At 59.5% G+C, this 16,110-nt stretch carries 17 protein-coding genes; all 17 read left to right on the top strand.

Going from position 1 to position 16,110, the window contains the following annotated elements; genetic code table 11:
• Positions 1-64: 64 nt before the first annotated feature.
• The 17 genes from HMPREF3175_RS09310 (at position 65) to carA (ending at position 16,104) form a co-directional block, all read left to right on the top strand.
• Positions 65-412, top strand: a complete 348-nt coding sequence (locus HMPREF3175_RS09310) for a DUF948 domain-containing protein (RefSeq protein ID WP_035755155.1) — start codon at positions 65-67, stop codon at positions 410-412.
• A gap of 98 nt (positions 413-510) precedes the next feature.
• The gene (locus HMPREF3175_RS09305) at positions 511-750 is read left to right on the top strand and encodes a hypothetical protein (RefSeq protein WP_035755157.1); all 240 of its coding nucleotides are present in this window, start codon (positions 511-513) and stop codon (positions 748-750) included.
• Between the two features lie 109 nt (positions 751-859).
• Entirely contained in the window at positions 860-3,553 is a 2,694-nt protein-coding gene (alaS, locus tag HMPREF3175_RS09300) for an alanine--tRNA ligase (RefSeq protein WP_070492224.1), read from the top strand.
• Entirely contained in the window at positions 3,546-4,082 is a 537-nt protein-coding gene (gene ruvX / locus HMPREF3175_RS09295) for a Holliday junction resolvase RuvX (protein ID WP_256276355.1), read from the top strand. The genes alaS and ruvX overlap by 8 nt, the downstream gene beginning before the upstream one ends.
• Positions 4,083-4,188: 106 nt before the next feature.
• Positions 4,189-5,793 carry an endolytic transglycosylase MltG gene (gene mltG, locus HMPREF3175_RS09290; RefSeq protein WP_176745156.1) on the top strand — a complete coding sequence of 535 codons (1,605 nt, stop codon included), beginning with the start codon at positions 4,189-4,191 and terminating at the stop codon, positions 5,791-5,793.
• The gene (locus HMPREF3175_RS09285; protein WP_141742524.1) at positions 5,744-6,745 is read left to right on the top strand and encodes a shikimate dehydrogenase family protein; all 1,002 of its coding nucleotides are present in this window, start codon (positions 5,744-5,746) and stop codon (positions 6,743-6,745) included. The genes mltG and HMPREF3175_RS09285 overlap by 50 nt, the downstream gene beginning before the upstream one ends.
• A gap of 7 nt (positions 6,746-6,752) precedes the next feature.
• Positions 6,753-7,982, top strand: a complete 1,230-nt coding sequence (gene aroC, locus HMPREF3175_RS09280; protein ID WP_083289546.1) for a chorismate synthase — start codon at positions 6,753-6,755, stop codon at positions 7,980-7,982.
• The gene (locus HMPREF3175_RS09275; protein ID WP_176745155.1) at positions 7,966-8,595 is read left to right on the top strand and encodes a shikimate kinase; all 630 of its coding nucleotides are present in this window, start codon (positions 7,966-7,968) and stop codon (positions 8,593-8,595) included. The genes aroC and HMPREF3175_RS09275 overlap by 17 nt, the downstream gene beginning before the upstream one ends.
• Positions 8,596-8,609: 14 nt before the next feature.
• On the top strand, positions 8,610-9,698 hold the full coding sequence (gene aroB, locus HMPREF3175_RS09270) for a 3-dehydroquinate synthase (RefSeq protein WP_070492218.1): 1,089 nt from the start codon (positions 8,610-8,612) through the stop codon (positions 9,696-9,698).
• Positions 9,695-10,237, top strand: a complete 543-nt coding sequence (locus HMPREF3175_RS09265; protein WP_035755164.1) for a tetratricopeptide repeat protein — start codon at positions 9,695-9,697, stop codon at positions 10,235-10,237. Before aroB ends, HMPREF3175_RS09265 begins: the two co-directional genes overlap by 4 nt.
• 101 nt (positions 10,238-10,338) lie before the next feature.
• Complete coding sequence (gene efp, locus HMPREF3175_RS09260) at positions 10,339-10,902, top strand: elongation factor P (RefSeq protein WP_035755167.1); 564 nt, start codon at positions 10,339-10,341, stop codon at positions 10,900-10,902.
• Positions 10,899-11,321 carry a transcription antitermination factor NusB gene (gene nusB / locus HMPREF3175_RS09255; RefSeq protein ID WP_035755170.1) on the top strand — a complete coding sequence of 141 codons (423 nt, stop codon included), beginning with the start codon at positions 10,899-10,901 and terminating at the stop codon, positions 11,319-11,321. Before efp ends, nusB begins: the two co-directional genes overlap by 4 nt.
• Before the next feature lie 133 nt (positions 11,322-11,454).
• Positions 11,455-12,075, top strand: a complete 621-nt coding sequence (pyrR, locus tag HMPREF3175_RS09250; RefSeq protein WP_070492215.1) for a bifunctional pyr operon transcriptional regulator/uracil phosphoribosyltransferase PyrR — start codon at positions 11,455-11,457, stop codon at positions 12,073-12,075.
• The gene (locus HMPREF3175_RS09245) at positions 12,075-13,043 is read left to right on the top strand and encodes an aspartate carbamoyltransferase catalytic subunit (protein WP_070492212.1); all 969 of its coding nucleotides are present in this window, start codon (positions 12,075-12,077) and stop codon (positions 13,041-13,043) included. Before pyrR ends, HMPREF3175_RS09245 begins: the two co-directional genes overlap by 1 nt.
• A 2-nt stretch (positions 13,044-13,045) precedes the next feature.
• Positions 13,046-14,362 carry a dihydroorotase gene (locus tag HMPREF3175_RS09240; protein ID WP_035755177.1) on the top strand — a complete coding sequence of 439 codons (1,317 nt, stop codon included), beginning with the start codon at positions 13,046-13,048 and terminating at the stop codon, positions 14,360-14,362.
• Positions 14,359-14,934, top strand: a complete 576-nt coding sequence (locus tag HMPREF3175_RS09235) for a PH-like domain-containing protein (protein ID WP_052048312.1) — start codon at positions 14,359-14,361, stop codon at positions 14,932-14,934. The genes HMPREF3175_RS09240 and HMPREF3175_RS09235 overlap by 4 nt, the downstream gene beginning before the upstream one ends.
• Positions 14,935-16,104, top strand: a complete 1,170-nt coding sequence (gene carA / locus HMPREF3175_RS09230) for a glutamine-hydrolyzing carbamoyl-phosphate synthase small subunit (RefSeq protein WP_070492209.1) — start codon at positions 14,935-14,937, stop codon at positions 16,102-16,104.
• The last annotated feature ends 6 nt before the right edge of the window (positions 16,105-16,110 follow it).

The following is a 16,110-nucleotide window of genomic DNA, read 5'->3' as shown; positions in this document are numbered from 1 at the left end:
CTTTGCGGCCAACGTTCGGTAGGCTTGACTGGCAGACACCTGCGCACACACTCGAGGAGAGAACATGAGCATTGGCGACATCGCCGGTTTGATCGCTGCAGGATTCTTCGCGATCCTCGTCATTCTTTTGGCTGTACCGATCATCAAGCTGGGGAAAGTTTTCGACGAATTGCGGCATTCGGTCAAAGACCTCACGGAGGAGACCACGCCGATCCTGCAAGAGACCGCAACTACGGTACGTAACGGTAACCAGCAGCTTGAACGCGTTGATGCGATCACCTCGAATGTTCAGGACGCAACCGCCAACGTCGCCTCGGTGACCTCGCTGACCGCCGCCGTTGTGGGCCGTCCACTGATCCGCGCGGCATCGTTCACTGCGGGTGTGCGCGCCGCATTCTCGCGTCGCCGCTAGCAGTCGATATTTGCCCTTGCCTTCGGTTGTAGCTTCAACCGGACGCTAACCGTTTATGCGCTCATGAATGGCGCCCCAAAGACTCGTTAAGGAAGACCATGAAGAAGCTTTTTTGGCTGACCCTCGGCGTCTCCATCGGTGTGATGGCTAGCCGCCAGTTGCAACGCATCCGCACACAGGGTGTGCGTTCGAGCGCAGACTCAGTCCTGGACCGCACCGCGAGCGTTGTCGAGTCCACGATCGCGGCCTTCAAGGAAGGCTCTGCCGAGCGGGAAGCTGAGCTGCGTTCCGCCCTCGGAGTTGACAAGGCTCCATCCGGGCGCCGCGCTGCACGCTAAACCCAACCCATATTAAGGAGCCCACTCATAGTTGGGCTTTATTCAATGTAGGGCGTCTTCGCCCATTTCAATACAGGGCGTCTACGCCCATTCGGAGAATCCAAACCTCATGAAATCTCAGGAAATCGCACAGCGGTGGATCGACTTTTTCGTCAAGCGCGGTCACACGCATGTTCCTAGCGCATCGTTGGTTTCCAACGACCCGTCGCTACTGTTCACCGTTGCGGGCATGGTTCCGTTTATCCCGTACCTCACGGCTGTTGAGCCGGCTCCGTACCCTCGGGCGGTCTCGGTCCAGAAATGTATTCGCACCGCGGATATTGAAGAGGTTGGCAAGACGGCCCGCCACGGTACGTTCTTCCAGATGAACGGTAACTTCTCGTTCGGTGATTACTTCAAGGAAGAAGCAATCACGTGGGCGTGGGACCTGCTCACCACGTCAACCGCCGATGGCGGTTATGGTTTGGATCCTGAACGCTTGTGGGTCACGGTGTATGAAGACGGCGATGACCGCGATGCCGAGGCCCGCCGCATCTGGGAAGAGAAGGTCGGTGTCCCGCGTGAACGGGTCATCGGCACGGGTAAGGCCGATAACTACTGGAACACCGGCCAGCCTGGGCCTGGTGGTCCATGCTCTGAGATCTATTATGACCGTGGTCCCGAATACGGCGAGGAAGGCGGGCCGGCGGTTGATGAGACACGCTACATTGAGATCTGGAACCTTGTGTTCATGCAGTACCGTCTCTCCGCGGTACGCTCCAAGACCGATTTCGATGTCGCTGGTGAACTTCCACAACGCAACATCGATACGGGCCTTGGGCTTGAGCGTCTTGCGATGATTCTGCAGGGCGTTGAGAACATGTATGAGACCGATCAGGTCCGCCCTGTTCTTGACCGGGCAGCTGAGCTTTCCGGTAAAACCTATTCTTCGACTGAGGATCCTGAGGATCCAAGCTACGCAGACGATGTTCGTCTGCGGGTGGTGGCTGACCATGTGCGCTCAGCGCTCATGCTCATCAGCGATGGGGTGACTCCATCGAATGAGGGCCGCGGCTATGTTTTGCGGCGCCTGATTCGCCGTGCGGTGCGTGCGATGCGCCTCATGGGTGTCACTGAACCGGTGCTACCTGAGCTGTTGCCGGTCTCCCGGGACGCGATGGCTGGGGTGTATCCGGAAGTTGCTGAGGATTATGAGCGGATCTCCCGCATCGCCTATGCCGAGGAGCGTGCGTTCCGCCGCACGATCGCATCCGGTACTGCGCGGTTGGATGAAGCGATAGCGGAGGCCAAAGGCCACGGCGCGAACCTCTCGGGTGAGGACGCGTTCCAGTTGCACGACACATACGGTTTCCCGATTGACCTGACTCTGGAGATCGCCGAGGAAGCTGGCTTATCGGTTGATACTGAGAAGTTCCGGGCTTTGATGGCTGAGCAGCGTGAACGTGCTAAGGCTGACGCTAAAAAGAAGAAGTCAGGCCACTCCGATATCGCGATTTATCACGAGCTGGTAGAAGAAGGAAATACGCATTTCACCGGTTATGACGAGCTTGTCACCGAATCGCGTGTGCGCGGGCTGATTCGCGATGGTGTTCGTGTTCCTGTTGCCGAGCAGGGTAGCACGGTTGAGCTCGTCCTGGATGAAACCCCGTTCTATGCCGAAGCCGGCGGTCAGGCCCCTGACACCGGTGTGATCACCGGCGATGGTTTCGTTCTTGAAGTCACCGATGTTCAGGCGCCGGTGAAGGGCTTGTCGGTCCATACGGTGACGGTGCGTGAGGGTGAACTACCGGAGAACGCTGTGGTGCGTGCCGCGGTGGATGCCCAACGCCGCCACGCAGGCGAAGAAGCGCATACCGCGACCCACTTAGTTCACGCGGCTTTGCACGAGGTGCTTGGCCCGGAGGCGTTGCAGTCCGGTTCCTTCAACAAGGAAGGCTATTTGCGCTTCGACTTCACGTGGGCTGAGGCACTCTCGCGTGCAACCCAGTCTGAGATTGAAGAGGTCACCAACAAGGCGATCGACCGGGACTTCGAGGTCATCACGCGCGTGATGAAAAAGGACGAAGCCCTTGCGCTGGGTGCCACGAGCCTCTTTGGTGAGAAGTACGGCGATACGGTGCGTGTGGTTGAGATCGATGGCGCTTGGTCGCGTGAATTCTGTGGTGGCACCCACGTTGCACGTACTGCAAAGGTCGGTACGCTCTCTCTGCTCGGTGAGGCTTCAGTGGGTGCGGGTAACCGACGTGTCGAGGCACTCGTGGGCATGAATGCTTTCCGCCACAACGCCGCTGAGCGTGCGCTGGTCTCTGACCTCACGGAGATGCTGCGCGTGCCTGCCGATCAGTTGCGCGAACGCATCGACCAGACAGTTCAGCGTTTGCGTGCTGCCGAGAAGGAGATCGACAAGCTGCGGCGTGAACAGCTACAAGCCGCATCGGCCGCGCTGGTTGATACCGCCGAAGACGTAGGTGGAGTCCGCTTGATTGCCCACGACGCTGGCCACGTCGAATCCGCGGATGACTTGCGTTCGCTCGCGTTGCCTTTGCGTGACCGTTTGGGCTCAGACGCTGCCGTTGTCGCAGTGATCGGTGTTGCTAAGGGCAAGCCTATGGTTCTGGTGGCCACGAATGAGGCAGCTCGTTCTGAAGGCATCAAGGCTGGTCAGTTGGTCCGTTCTGCTGCGAAGACTCTTGGCGGGGGCGGCGGCGGTAAGGACGATGTCGCTCAGGGCGGTGGCCAGAACGCTGAGGCGGTCCCGGAGGCATTGGCAGGTATCCGCCACGAGGTAGCTGAGCGTGGCTGATTCTTTGGCGCCGGAGGCTGATTCCGAGGGCGGGGGCCACGTTTTCGTTGAACGTGGCCCCCGCATCGGGGTCGACGTCGGCAAAGCTCGCGTGGGGGTAGCCAAAAGCGATCCTGACCGGGTCATGGCTAACCCCGTGGCAACATTGCCACGCGATAAGAAACAGCGCACTGACTTGCGGTTCATCGCTGATCTAGCACGCGAGTATGAGGCGGTGTGCGTCTATGTTGGGTTGCCGGTGAATCTGGGTGGGGAACACACTCCGTCCACGAAGGACGCTGTACGGTTCGCCCGCGGCTTGGAGCGCATGCTTGATGGGATCCGTGTCCGTTTGGTTGACGAACGGCTCAGCACGGTTTCGGCGCAGCGCCAATTGCATCAGGCAGGCCGTAGCGTGAAGTCCTCACGGTCAGTGATTGACCAGGCCGCGGCAGTTGAGATCCTCGAGAATGCTTTGGATGCAGAGAAACGGCTCGATAGCTGGGCAGGTAAGACCATCGCCGATGGCTATAACGGGTTGATTGTCTGAGAGATAGCTCCAAAAATTCACTGGTTGGGGCTTTTGCTCGTCTTTTCGATAAGCTCGTTGTGCGTTATGGTTTCGTTATCTGCAGATGACACGTAAGGATTACTCAGTGACATACATACCACCAGAGGGTTATTCCTCGCGTCGAGCGCGCCGCCGTGCCGAATCGACGCGCTCTCATGGTGCTTCGCGTTTCACCGGTGTGGGGCGTCACTGCCGGGTCACTGATGCGGTCATCGAGATGCATTTGGCGGCACAGCTTGAGCCGGTGGCTCCCTTAGATACCCGCCTGGACGAACCTTTAGAAGCTGACTACTCAGACGAATACGATCTGCAGGACACTCCTTCTTTTGAGAACCACGTTGATGACGAGCTCGATTTAGCTCCAGGTGGGACTTCGACTCTCGCTGTGGTTCCGGGTGCCGCACCAGCAGGCGCAGCGTCTAACTCGCATGCTGCTTTTTCTTCCCGGCCAGAACCTGACGCTGATTTTGATGAGCGTGAATGGCTTTCACAAGCCGATGCAGAAGCTGCTGAACACGACACTGAAGATGTTGGGTTCGCTGGCGCATTAGCTCGGCATTTCGACGATGTGCCGGCGGGATATCTTCCGGCCGAGGATTTCTTCTCTGAATCCGAGGCTGATCTCACCGAGCGCCGCCGCCGCCGTAAACGCCGCCGCTTCAACCTCGTGGCGGTCGTTTTAGTTTTGATCCTGGTTGTCGGTGGGGCTGGTTTCTTCCTGCATCGCGAGCTGAATAAACCGGATCCTGACTATGTAGGAAGTGGTCAGGGGCAGGTTGATGTCTCGATCGAGCAGGGGTGGACCACCCGCCAGATTGCCGCTCACCTTCAAGACCGTGGCGTTGTGATGGACGCATCCACGTTTGTGAAGAAGGTGGGTGCGAGTTCACCAACACCGGTCTTCCAGCCTGGCGAATACAAGTTGCGTAAAGAGATGTCCTCTGACGCGGCAATCAAGATGTTGACTGACCGTGAGGCAGTCACGTATTTCGCACTACCTGCCAACGTGCGCCTGGATGCTGCTTTGCAAGCGATAGCTGAAGGAACCGATATTCCAAGAGCCACATTGGAAGAACTAGCTAACGACCCGGAACGCTTCGGCCTGCCTGAGGAAGCGAAGAACATTGAGGGTTATCTGCATCCGGGGGACTACCGCTTCCCGTTGAAGACTAAACCTGAACAGGTCCTTCAGACCCTGATTGATAAGACCAAGGAAGAACTCAAGAAGAACGGCGTGACGGACCCCGCTGAGCAGTACCGTGTGCTCAAGATCGCCTCGATCATCGCAGGCGAGGCTCCGCGGGATGACTACCCGCACGTTGCAGGGATCATCGAGAACCGCCTGCACAAGGACAACCGAGAGACCGGCGGATACCTCCAGCTGGACTCGACAGTGGCCTACGGCCTGGATAAAACTACGGTCCACTTGACCCAATCCGAGTTGGAAGACAAGAAGAACAAGTACAACACCTACACCCATCAAGGCTTGCCCCCAACCCCGATCGGTTCCCCTGGCCCTGTCGCGATCGCTGGCGCTGCGAAGCCTGATGAGAGCGGCGACTATTACTGGGTTACGGTCAACCTGACCACGGGTGAGACGAAGTATTCGGATAACCTCGAGCAGCACGAACGCTACGTGCGTGAGTACCGCAAGTGGTGTGCTGATCATCCGGATGAATGCAATGCCTGATGTTCCGCTGGAGCGTTCATTGGAGGCTCCTGCAGGGGTGTTCCGGGCTGCTGTGATCGGTGACCCTATCGATCATTCGCGTTCCCCTCAGCTTCATACCGCGATGGCGAAACTGCGTAACGCTGTAGCGAGCGATGTAGCAGCTGAGGTCGTCGAGTTGCATTACTCCCGTATCCAGGCCCAGCCGGAGGATGCCCAACACTTAGCTTCGATGCTTCGTAGCGAACCTGGCTGGGTGGGGTTATCGGTGACGATGCCGATGAAGAAAGCCATGGTCCCGTTCATGGATTCGGTATCAGAACGGGTTAAGCTCACGGGTGCGCTGAACACCGTGACGGTCAGGCACACACCCGATGGCGAACTCGCCTTGGTGGGGGATAACACTGACGTCGATGGCATCAAGCAGGCGTTAATGAGAGCAGGTTTTGAGCCTGAGCGTCTTCGCAACGAACCCGCGGCGATTTTAGGCGGTGGTGGCACAAGCGTTGCCGCTATCGCTGCCCTCATGGAGTGGGGAGCATCCAGGGTCGTGGTAGCAGTCAGGGATCCGCAGAAAGCCCGCGACGAACTCTCCGGCGTGATAGCAGCCTATGGCTTGCACATTGAACTGTGTGAGCTGAGATCACTGACTAATTCGCTGTTGAAACCAGCTGTCTTGATCTCTACGCTTCCTGCGCCAGCTATCCAACAGTGGAGCGAACAAGCAGCCCACCTTGTCTCACCGGATTCTTACCTGTTGGATGTCGCCTATGCCGGTTGGCCATCGGAGCTTGCCGAGCTGTGGCGCGAAGGCGGCGGGGTAGCGGTCCATGGTCTCTCGATGCTTGTTCATCAGGCCGTTGAACAGGGCCGCAGATTCATCGGCTTTGAGCCAAGCGAAGCATCGTTGGCAACGCTTTGTGACGTAGTGGGCATCACATCAGACGGTACGGACACGGTGGTTGTGGGATGATGGCACAATGTTGCGTTGGCTTACAGCAGGTGAATCCCACGGTAAAGCGCTGGTCGGCATCCTTGAAGGCTTGCCTGCCGGTGTAGAGATCACGACGCCTGAGGTTCAGGCGGCCTTGGCTCGCAGGCGGCTCGGTTATGGCCGCGGCGCTCGGATGAAGTTCGAGCAAGATGAGGTCACGATGCTGGGCGGTGTCCGCCATGGCGTGACGATGGGTGGGCCTGTTGCTATCGAGGTGGGTAACACCGAGTGGCCTAAGTGGCAGGATGTCATGAACCCGGACCCGGTCGATCCTTCGGTTCTGGAGGGTAAAGCCCGCAACGCGGCTCTGACGCGTCCTCGTCCGGGGCACGCTGATCTGGCCGGTATGCAGAAGTACGGTTACGCAGAGGCCCGCCCGGCACTTGAGCGCGCGAGCGCCCGCGAAACAGCCACACGCGTGGCTTTGGGGGCAGTCGCGTCGAAGTTCTTAGCCAGCCTCGGCATCGAACTCGTTTCGCATACCACCGCGATCGGCGAGGTCGCCTCCCCAGCTGACGCGTTGCTGCCTACCAAAGCCGATGTTGAGGTACTTGATGCTGATCCGTTGCGGTGCTTTGACCCTGAAACTTCCCAGCGGATGGTCGCTGAGGTCGATGCGGCACATTCCGAGGGCGAAACCCTCGGTGGTGTGGTTGAGGTCATCGCTACCGGTTGCCCGGTTGGTTTGGGTTCTTTCGTGCACTGGGATCGTCGGCTGGATTCTCGCCTTGCCGGAGCGCTCATGGGGATCCAAGCGATTAAGGGTGTCGAGGTCGGCGATGGTTTCGAGACCGCTCGCCGCCGCGGGTCCCAGGCCCACGACGAGATTTCCCTCGACGCTGAAGGCCACGCGGTGCGTTTGAGCAATCGCGCTGGCGGTATCGAAGGCGGCATGACCAATGGCGAGCCGGTGCGTGTGCGTGCGGCCATGAAGCCGATCGCCACGGTTCCGCGGGCGCTGAGCACCATCAACGTGGCTACCGGCGAGCCCGCCAAAGCGCATCATCAACGCTCGGATGTGTGCGCAGTTCCAGCAGCCGGTGTGGTTGCCGAAGCGATGGTCGCGTTGGTTCTTGCTGACGCGGTCCTTGAGAAGTTCGGTGGCGACTCTGTTGAAGAGGTCTGCGCCAACATCGAAAACTACTGCGAGACCGCTGATGACATTTCGGCTCGCGCATCTGATCCTGACACATCTGCTGATGACGCAACACACTGAACCACCTGCCGTCGGGCGTAGCGAGCCGGTCCTGAACTGCGCAGCTTCTGCGAGTTCACAGCCTGCAGCCCTTTCCCGGCATATCGTCTTGATCGGTCCGATGTGTTCGGGTAAGTCCGCGGCGGCGCGGTCCTTTGCTGAGCTACTGGGCTGCGCTTGGACGGATCTGGATGATGAGTTCGTCACAGAGCACGGCCCGATCCCGGCATACATTGAACAACACGGGATGGAAGCGTTTCGTGTAGCGGAATCAGTGATTTTCGCGCGTGCTTTGGCACGCCAGAAGCCACAGATTATCGCGACCGGCGGCGGTGTGGTGCTCGCCGCGAAGAACCGTGAACTCCTGCAAGATCAGGTGACTTTCTGGCTCGATGTTTCCCCGCACGTCGCCCGCAGCCGTATGCGCGGGGGAACCGGAAGACCCCTTCTGGCAGGGGATGACCCGTTCGCGCGCTGGCAAGCGATTAGAACCGAACGCGAACCGCTGTATCGCGAATGCGGCATCGGCCCGATCGACACTTCCACAATGCGTCCGGGAGAAGTCGCACAAACCCTGCAAGGTATGCTCGATGCCGCATCAAGCACTCATTCCGTATCCACCCGCAATCCTTAGAGGAGTACACCGCTATGACTGAGCGCGTGAGCACCGTCCGCGTCGACCATTCGGATGGAACTGGTTACGACGTGGTGATTGGCCGTGGCCTCTTAAACCGTTTGCGTCCCATGTTGGGTGAGAAGGTCCAGAAGGTCCTCATCATCCATCCGCGTGCTTTGCGCGCCACAGGCGAAGCCGTACGTGAGTTCTTGCTTCAAGACAACGTCGAAGCCCTTTCGGCTGAGATCCCCGATGCGGAAGAAGGCAAACGGGTCGAGGTTGCGTCTTTCTGCTGGCAGGTCATGGGGCAGGCGGATTTCACACGCACCGACGCGGTGGTATCGGTCGGTGGAGGCGCGGTGACTGACCTGGCTGGTTTCGTTGCCGCAACCTGGTTGCGTGGTGTCCGTATTGTACATATCCCAACCACATACTTGGGCATGGTGGATGCTGCGGTGGGCGGCAAAACCGGTATCAACACCTCTGAAGGCAAGAACCTCGTGGGTGCTTTCCACCCGCCGGCAGGCGTTCTTGCGGACCTCGATGCGTTGCAGACCTTGCCGGGAAACGAGCTCGTGACCGGAATGGCTGAAACCGTGAAATCTGGTTTCATTGCCGACCCTCGGATTCTGGAGCTCATCGAAGAAGACGTTGTCGAAGCCACCGATCCGGCAAGTGAACGCCTCTTCGAACTGATTGAGCGCACCATCAAGGTCAAAGCGGACATCGTGTCTCAGGACCTCAAGGAAGCGGGCCGTCGTGAGTTCCTCAACTACGGCCATACGCTCGGGCACTCGATCGAGCATGCCGAGCGTTATCAGTGGCGCCACGGAGCGGCGGTGTCCGTGGGGCTTGTCTTCGCAGCGGAACTGGGCCGGCTCGTCGGCCGGCTCGATGATGCGACAGCGGACCGCCACCGCGAAATCCTCACTTCGTTGGGGTTACCTGTAAACTACCGGGGAGACCGCTGGCAAAGCTTGTTAGAAACCATGCGACGTGATAAAAAAGCGCGCGGTCGCTTGCTGCGCTTCGTCGTGCTGGACGGTCTTGCGCGACCGGGCATCCTTGAAGGCCCGGAGGATCACCTATTGTTTACAGCATTCCAGGAGGTTGCTGCGTGAGGAAGACGGAAAGCATTAGCACGGGCATCCCGGGTGTTGAGTTCCGCCTACCCGACTTGCGGCCCATCGTCGTGGACGAGCAGCTGGCTCAAGAGACCGCGCAGAACGGGGAAGCCGGAGACCGCGTTGTGGCTTTGATCGCTCAAGGCCGATTGGCAGCTGCATCCGAACTTGTTGCCGATGCCCGCCTCATGGACCCACGCAATATCCGCTTACGACTGCTGGACACGGAAGTGACCCGCTGGAGCGGAGACCCGGAGCGAGCGATCTACCGGCTGCAGCAGCTACGCAAGGAGTTCGACGGCACGGTTGACGAAGTCGATATCGTCCAGAACCTCGGCGCGTGCTTCTACAGCATCGGTGACATGCTCGCAGCGACTTCACGGTATAAGTCAGCGTTAGAAGGCCGGGAGCAGTTCAACGCATCCGAAGTTCTGCGCAACGCTTCCCGTGCCGCCTATGAGTCGCTGCTGAACGAAGTGAACGCCCCGGACGAGGCCGTCCAAGTTTCGGTATTGCCGGACACCTCCAACGCATAGGCTGGCGAAAGCGTAAACTAGGCCTGAGTGTTTCGCGACCAGATCAGTGTTGCGCAACGAATTCACCATGTACTGCTGTAACTAATTTTGAAGGAGCCAACGTGGCAACCAGCAATGACATCAAGAACGGTAGCGTTCTTCGGATTGACGGCCAACTGTGGAGCGTGGTCGAGTTCCAGCACGTCAAGCCGGGTAAAGGTGGCGCGTTCGTGCGCACCAAGTTGCGTAACGTCGTCTCCGGTAAGACTGTCGATAAGACCTACAACGCTGGCGCCAAAGTTGAGATGGCTACCGTTGACCGCCGCGACTACCAGTACCTCTACCAAGACGGCGCTGACTACGTCTTCATGGATTTGGAAGACTACGATCAGCTGACCGTACCCGGCGAAACTGTGGGGGACGCCGCCAACTTCTTGCTGGAGAATCAGAACGTTCAGATCGCGCTGAATGACGGCCAGGTCCTCTACATCGAAATGCCGCCGTCGGTGATCCTTGAGATCACCTACACCGAGCCAGGTCTGCAGGGGGATCGTTCCAACGCCGGCACCAAGCCAGCAACCCTGGAAACCGGCCACGAGATCCAGGTTCCGCTCTTTGTCGAGCAGAACACCAAGGTCAAGGTTGACACCCGCACCGGCGAATACTTGGGCCGCGTTACAGAGTGACCAGGCAAGGGGAGAGCACCCGCTCGAAAGCACGCCGCCGCGCACTCGAAATCCTCTTCGAAGCCGAGCAGCGTGGGATCGAGGCGGCAGACGTGTTGCAGCGCCGCGACGAAGACGGCGCTGCCGTCAACCCGTACACTCGTGAGCTCGTCGGTGGAGTGAGCACGCACACGACCCAACTCGATGAGGTCCTCACGACCTACGCACAAGGGTGGACGCTGGATCGTATGCCCGCAGTAGACCGTGCCGCATTACGGATTGGTCTCTGGGAGTTGCTATATAACGACGAGATCCCCGACGCGGTTGCAGTCGATGAGGCTGTACGGCTCGTGCGTGAGATGTCCACCTCGGAGTCACCGGACTTCGTCAACGGATTACTTGGCCGCCTGCAACGCATCAAGCCCACACTGATCCTCTAGCGGCACTGCAACTGAGATCACACGTGCGCGTGGGTAACGAAGCCCGGCGCTAGCCGATGCGACTGGTAGATTAGAGAACCGCAGAAGACAGCCTTTAACAACCGTCCAGTGAGGCGGGGAAGGAGGTCGGCGCATGGGTAACACCTCAGCTGAAATCGCTGAAGTGATGAATGCATCCGACATTGATCGCGCCCTCACGCGGATCGCTCACGAGATCGTTGAGAAAAACCGCGGCGGAGATGATCTTGTGGTCCTGGGGATCCCTTCTCGTGGAGTCCCTTTGGCGCAACGGCTCGCTGAGAAACTTGAGCGCATCATCAACCGTCCAGCCGCTTCTTTCTGCGGCTCGCTTGACATCACGATGCACCGCGATGACGTCCGCCGCCGCGCTCCGCGCGTACCCGCGCCAACACGCTTGCCGGACACCGGGGTCGATGACCAAACCGTGGTCTTGGTCGATGACGTCCTCTTTTCAGGCCGCACGATCCGCGCGGCCCTTGATGCGCTCGTTGACTGTGGCCGCCCGCAAGCGGTGCGTCTTGCAGTCTTAGTGGACCGCGGGCACCGTGAACTTCCGATCCGTGCCGACCACGTAGGCAAAAACATCCCCACCTCACGCACCGAATCTGTGCGTGTAGAACTCACAGAGATCGATAGCGCTGACCGTGTGATCATCGAACGTCCTGCCGCGTCCCAACCTGACACAGACGACACCGCGCAAGCTGAGTCTGCAACGGGGAAGGCCGATAACTGATGCGCCACCTCCTGGACACTAAAGACCTCAGCCGTGAAGAAGCGATCCGGATCTTAGATATCGCTGAATCCATGACGGATTCCACAGGTAAGGAAATCAAGAAGTTCCCAACCCTGCGCGGCCTGACTGTTGCAAACCTCTTCTTTGAAGACTCAACCCGCACGCGCATCTCGTTCGAAGCTGCCGCGAAAAGGCTTTCAGCCGACGTGATCACGTTCAGCGCGAAAGGCTCGTCCGTCTCCAAGGGGGAATCCCTCAAAGACACCGCCCAGACACTCGAAGCGATCGGTGCTGACGCGATCGTCATCCGCCACAGCTCCTCAGGTGCGGCTTACCGCCTCGCTGAAACCGACTGGATCGACGCCGCAATCGTCAACGCAGGCGATGGAACCCACGCACACCCAACACAGGCGCTTCTGGACGCATTCACGTTACGCCGCGAACGTGCAGCCCTGAAGGGTGAACCCTCGCTCGGGCAGGGCCTCGATGGCGCGCGCGTTGTGATCGTCGGCGATATTCTGCACTCGCGTGTGGCCCGCTCCAACGTGTGGCTGCTGAACACCTTGGGTGCCGAGGTCACACTGGTTGCCCCTCCAACACTGATGCCGCACAGCGTCGGTGATTGGCCGGTGAGAGTGACCCACGACTTTGATGAAGCACTCGCGAGCGAACCTGATGCCGTGATGATGTTGCGTGTTCAGGCTGAACGGATGCACGGGGCCTTCTTCCCATCGGCATCTGAGTATTCACGCCGCTGGGGATTGACACCCGCGCGTCACGCATCCATGAAGCAAGGAGCCATCGTGATGCATCCGGGCCCCATGAACCGAGGCCTAGAAATCAGCTCCACAGCAGCGGATGCCCCCAATTCCCGTGTACTCAACCAAGTCTCCGCAGGTGTAGCCGTCCGAATGGCTGTGCTTTACCTGGTTTTGGCTGGAGATTCGACCGACACTCAGAAGGCCTGATCATGACGACCACGTTGATTCAATCCGTCACGCTCCCTAACGGGAACACCGCAGACATCCTGCTGGCCGAAGGGGATATTCGCGATATTGCCGAGGCCGGCAGCATCACCGCACCTTCCGACGCAGAAGTCATCAATGCTGAAGGGCTCATCGCGCTTCCAGGTTTGGTTGACCCTCACACCCACCTGCGTGAGCCAGGCCGCGAGGACGCCGAAACCGTTGAGACCGGAACCCAGGCCGCGGCGGCCGGGGGTTTCGTTGCGGTGTATGCGATGGCGAATTCGATGCCGGTTGCAGACACCGCCGGTGTTGTTGAGTCGGTACGCCAGCTGGGTGAAGAAGCCGGGTGGGCGGAAGTACGCCCGATCGGTGCTGTGACCCAGAGGCTGGCAGGGGAGCGGCTCGCCGAACTCGGCGCTATGGCTGATTCCCACGCCCAGGTCCGTATGTTCTCCGATGACGGCATGTGCGTGTTTGATCCGGTCCTGATGCGCAGGGCTCTTGAATATGTCCGCTCTTTCGACGGTGTGGTGGCCCAGCACGCCCAGGAGCCGCGCCTGACAGAGGGCGCACAGATGAACGAAGGCATCGTCTCCTCAGAGCTTGGACTGACCGGCTGGCCTGCCGTTGCAGAGGAATCGATCATCGCCCGCGATGTGTTGCTGACCCAGCACGTCAACTCGCGTTTGCACGTATGCCACGTCTCAACTAAAGGTAGCGTGGAAATCATCCGTTGGGCAAAGTCCCAGGGGATCGATGTGACCGCCGAGGTAACCCCGCACCACCTACTGCTCACTGAAGAGATGGTTCGCGGCTACGACCCGGTGTTCAAGGTCAACCCACCGCTGCGTACTAAGGAAGACACCCTCGCGCTACGTGAGGCTGTTGCTGACGGCACGATCGACATGATCGGAACCGACCACGCACCTCACACCTCGGAGACCAAGCAGTGCGCTTGGAACGAAGCCGCGATGGGCATGACCGGTTTGGAGACCGCTCTACCAGTGGTGCAGAAGACGCTCGTGGATACGGGCATGATCACGTGGGAAGACGTCGCACGCATCATGTCCACCGCACCAGCCAAGCTCATCAAGGCCACTAACCACGGCCAGCCCCTGGAAGTCGGGTCAGTAGCGAATGTGACGCTGTATGATCCGAGCGCGGTACGCGTCGTGAACCCTGAGGAACACCACACCAAGGGCCGTAACTCCCCGTATAAAGGCCTAGAGTTGCCAGGCAAGGTCATGCACACGTTCTATGCAGGCCACGCCACAGTCGTTGATGGCGAACTCGCTAGCCCACGCAAGGTGATCGCATGACACAGGGAGAGTTCATTGGCCTGATCGTGACCGTCGCGATCTGTGTGATCGCGATCGTATTGATGTTGCTTGGTTGGTCACACCGAAAGAAACGCCAGTCCGGGATCCAGGCGCCCGAACAATTGCCCGCGAGCTTGACCGAGCCCCGCGCCGAAGGCGAAGGCACCTACGTTGTCACGACCTTCGCGGGCCAGCATCTCGAAAGGATCGCGGCACACGAGCTTGGCGTGCGATGCGCGGCAGCACTCTCTATAGGGGATGACGGCGTGTCCGTCTACCGTACGGAAGCAGAGAACTTCTTCATCCCGGCCGCCAATATCGCAGGCATCACCACGGTGCGCGGAATGGTGGGTAAGTTCGTTGAAGACGGCGGGATCATCGTGATCCGCCATAAACTTGGCGAAACCAGCGTCGACACCGGATTCCGCGCCGAAACCCGCACCGTACACAGCACACTCTTGGCGGCTTTATACAAGCTCGCCCCAGAAATTCAGACGCATCCGGAAACTGACACCACCGCGGCAGAGCACGCGGGCAACGCTTCCGGGCACCACCCAGAAAGGACGGCATAGGTGGCACACACCGATCACGACAAGGCACTACTTGTCACCGAAGACGGCCGCGTATTCCGCGGGCACGCCTACGGCAAACGTGGCCAAACCCTCGGTGAGCTCGTGTTCACCACAGGCATGACCGGTTATCAGGAAACCTTGACCGACCCGTCCTATGCAGGCCAGATCGTCGTCCAGACCTTCCCCCACATCGGCAACACCGGCGCGAACCCAACCGATAACGAATCGGCACGCATCTGGGTCGCCGGCTATGCAGTCCGCGAACCGTCACGCATCGCATCCAACTGGCGTTCCGAAACAACGCTGGATGACGAGCTTGAACGCGACGGCATCGTCGGGATCGCCGGGATCGACACCCGGGCGGTAACCCGCCACATCCGCTCTGCAGGTGCAATGAAGGCCGGCATCTTCTCCGGCGAGGCCGCAGACAAACCGGTCGAGGAACTCATCAAGACCGTCAAAGACCAGCCGAGCATGCAAGGCCAACGCTTCTCCGAGACCGTGACCACCAAGGAAAGCTACTGGGTTGATCCTGCTGAACACGGATGGGAAGGCGAACCGCTAGCGACCGTTGCCGCACTCGACCTCGGTATCAAAGGCATGACCCCGCGCCGCCTAGCAGAACGCGGCGTACGCGTGCGCGTTCTGCCTGCCGCATCGACTTTTGCCGACATCAAGGCAGAGAACTTCGACGGTGTCTTCATCTCCAACGGCCCGGGCGACCCGTCCCAGGCTGACCCGGAAGTGAAGTTCGTACGCGACGTGCTCGATGCCAACATCCCACTGTTCGGGATCTGCTTCGGCAACCAGATCCTCGGCCGGGCGCTAGGCTTCTCGACCTATAAACTGCCGTTTGGCCACCGCGGCATGAACCAGCCAGTGCTTGACAAGGCGACCGGCCGCGTCGAGATCACCTCCCAAAACCACGGCTTCGCGATCGATGTGCCGATCGAGGGCACTGTTGAAGCCCCAGAGTCACGCTTCGGGCGCGTCGAGGTCTCTCACATCGGTCTCAACGACCAGGTCGTCGAAGGTCTCCGTTGCCTCGATATCCCGGCGTTCTCCGTCCAATACCACCCGGAATCCGGTGCGGGCCCGCACGATTCCTCGTACCTTTTCGACCGTTTCATCGAACTCATGCAAGCGCACACCTCGCAGAAGGAAGGCTGAAACCTC

Origin of the sequence: Arthrobacter sp. HMSC08H08 (assembly GCF_001807575.1) — a bacterium.
GTDB classification, from domain to species: Bacteria; Actinomycetota; Actinomycetes; order Actinomycetales; family Micrococcaceae; genus Pseudoglutamicibacter; species Pseudoglutamicibacter albus.
The sequence above is the reverse complement of the archived record's forward strand: the minus strand, read 5'-3'. Positions and strand labels throughout refer to the sequence as shown.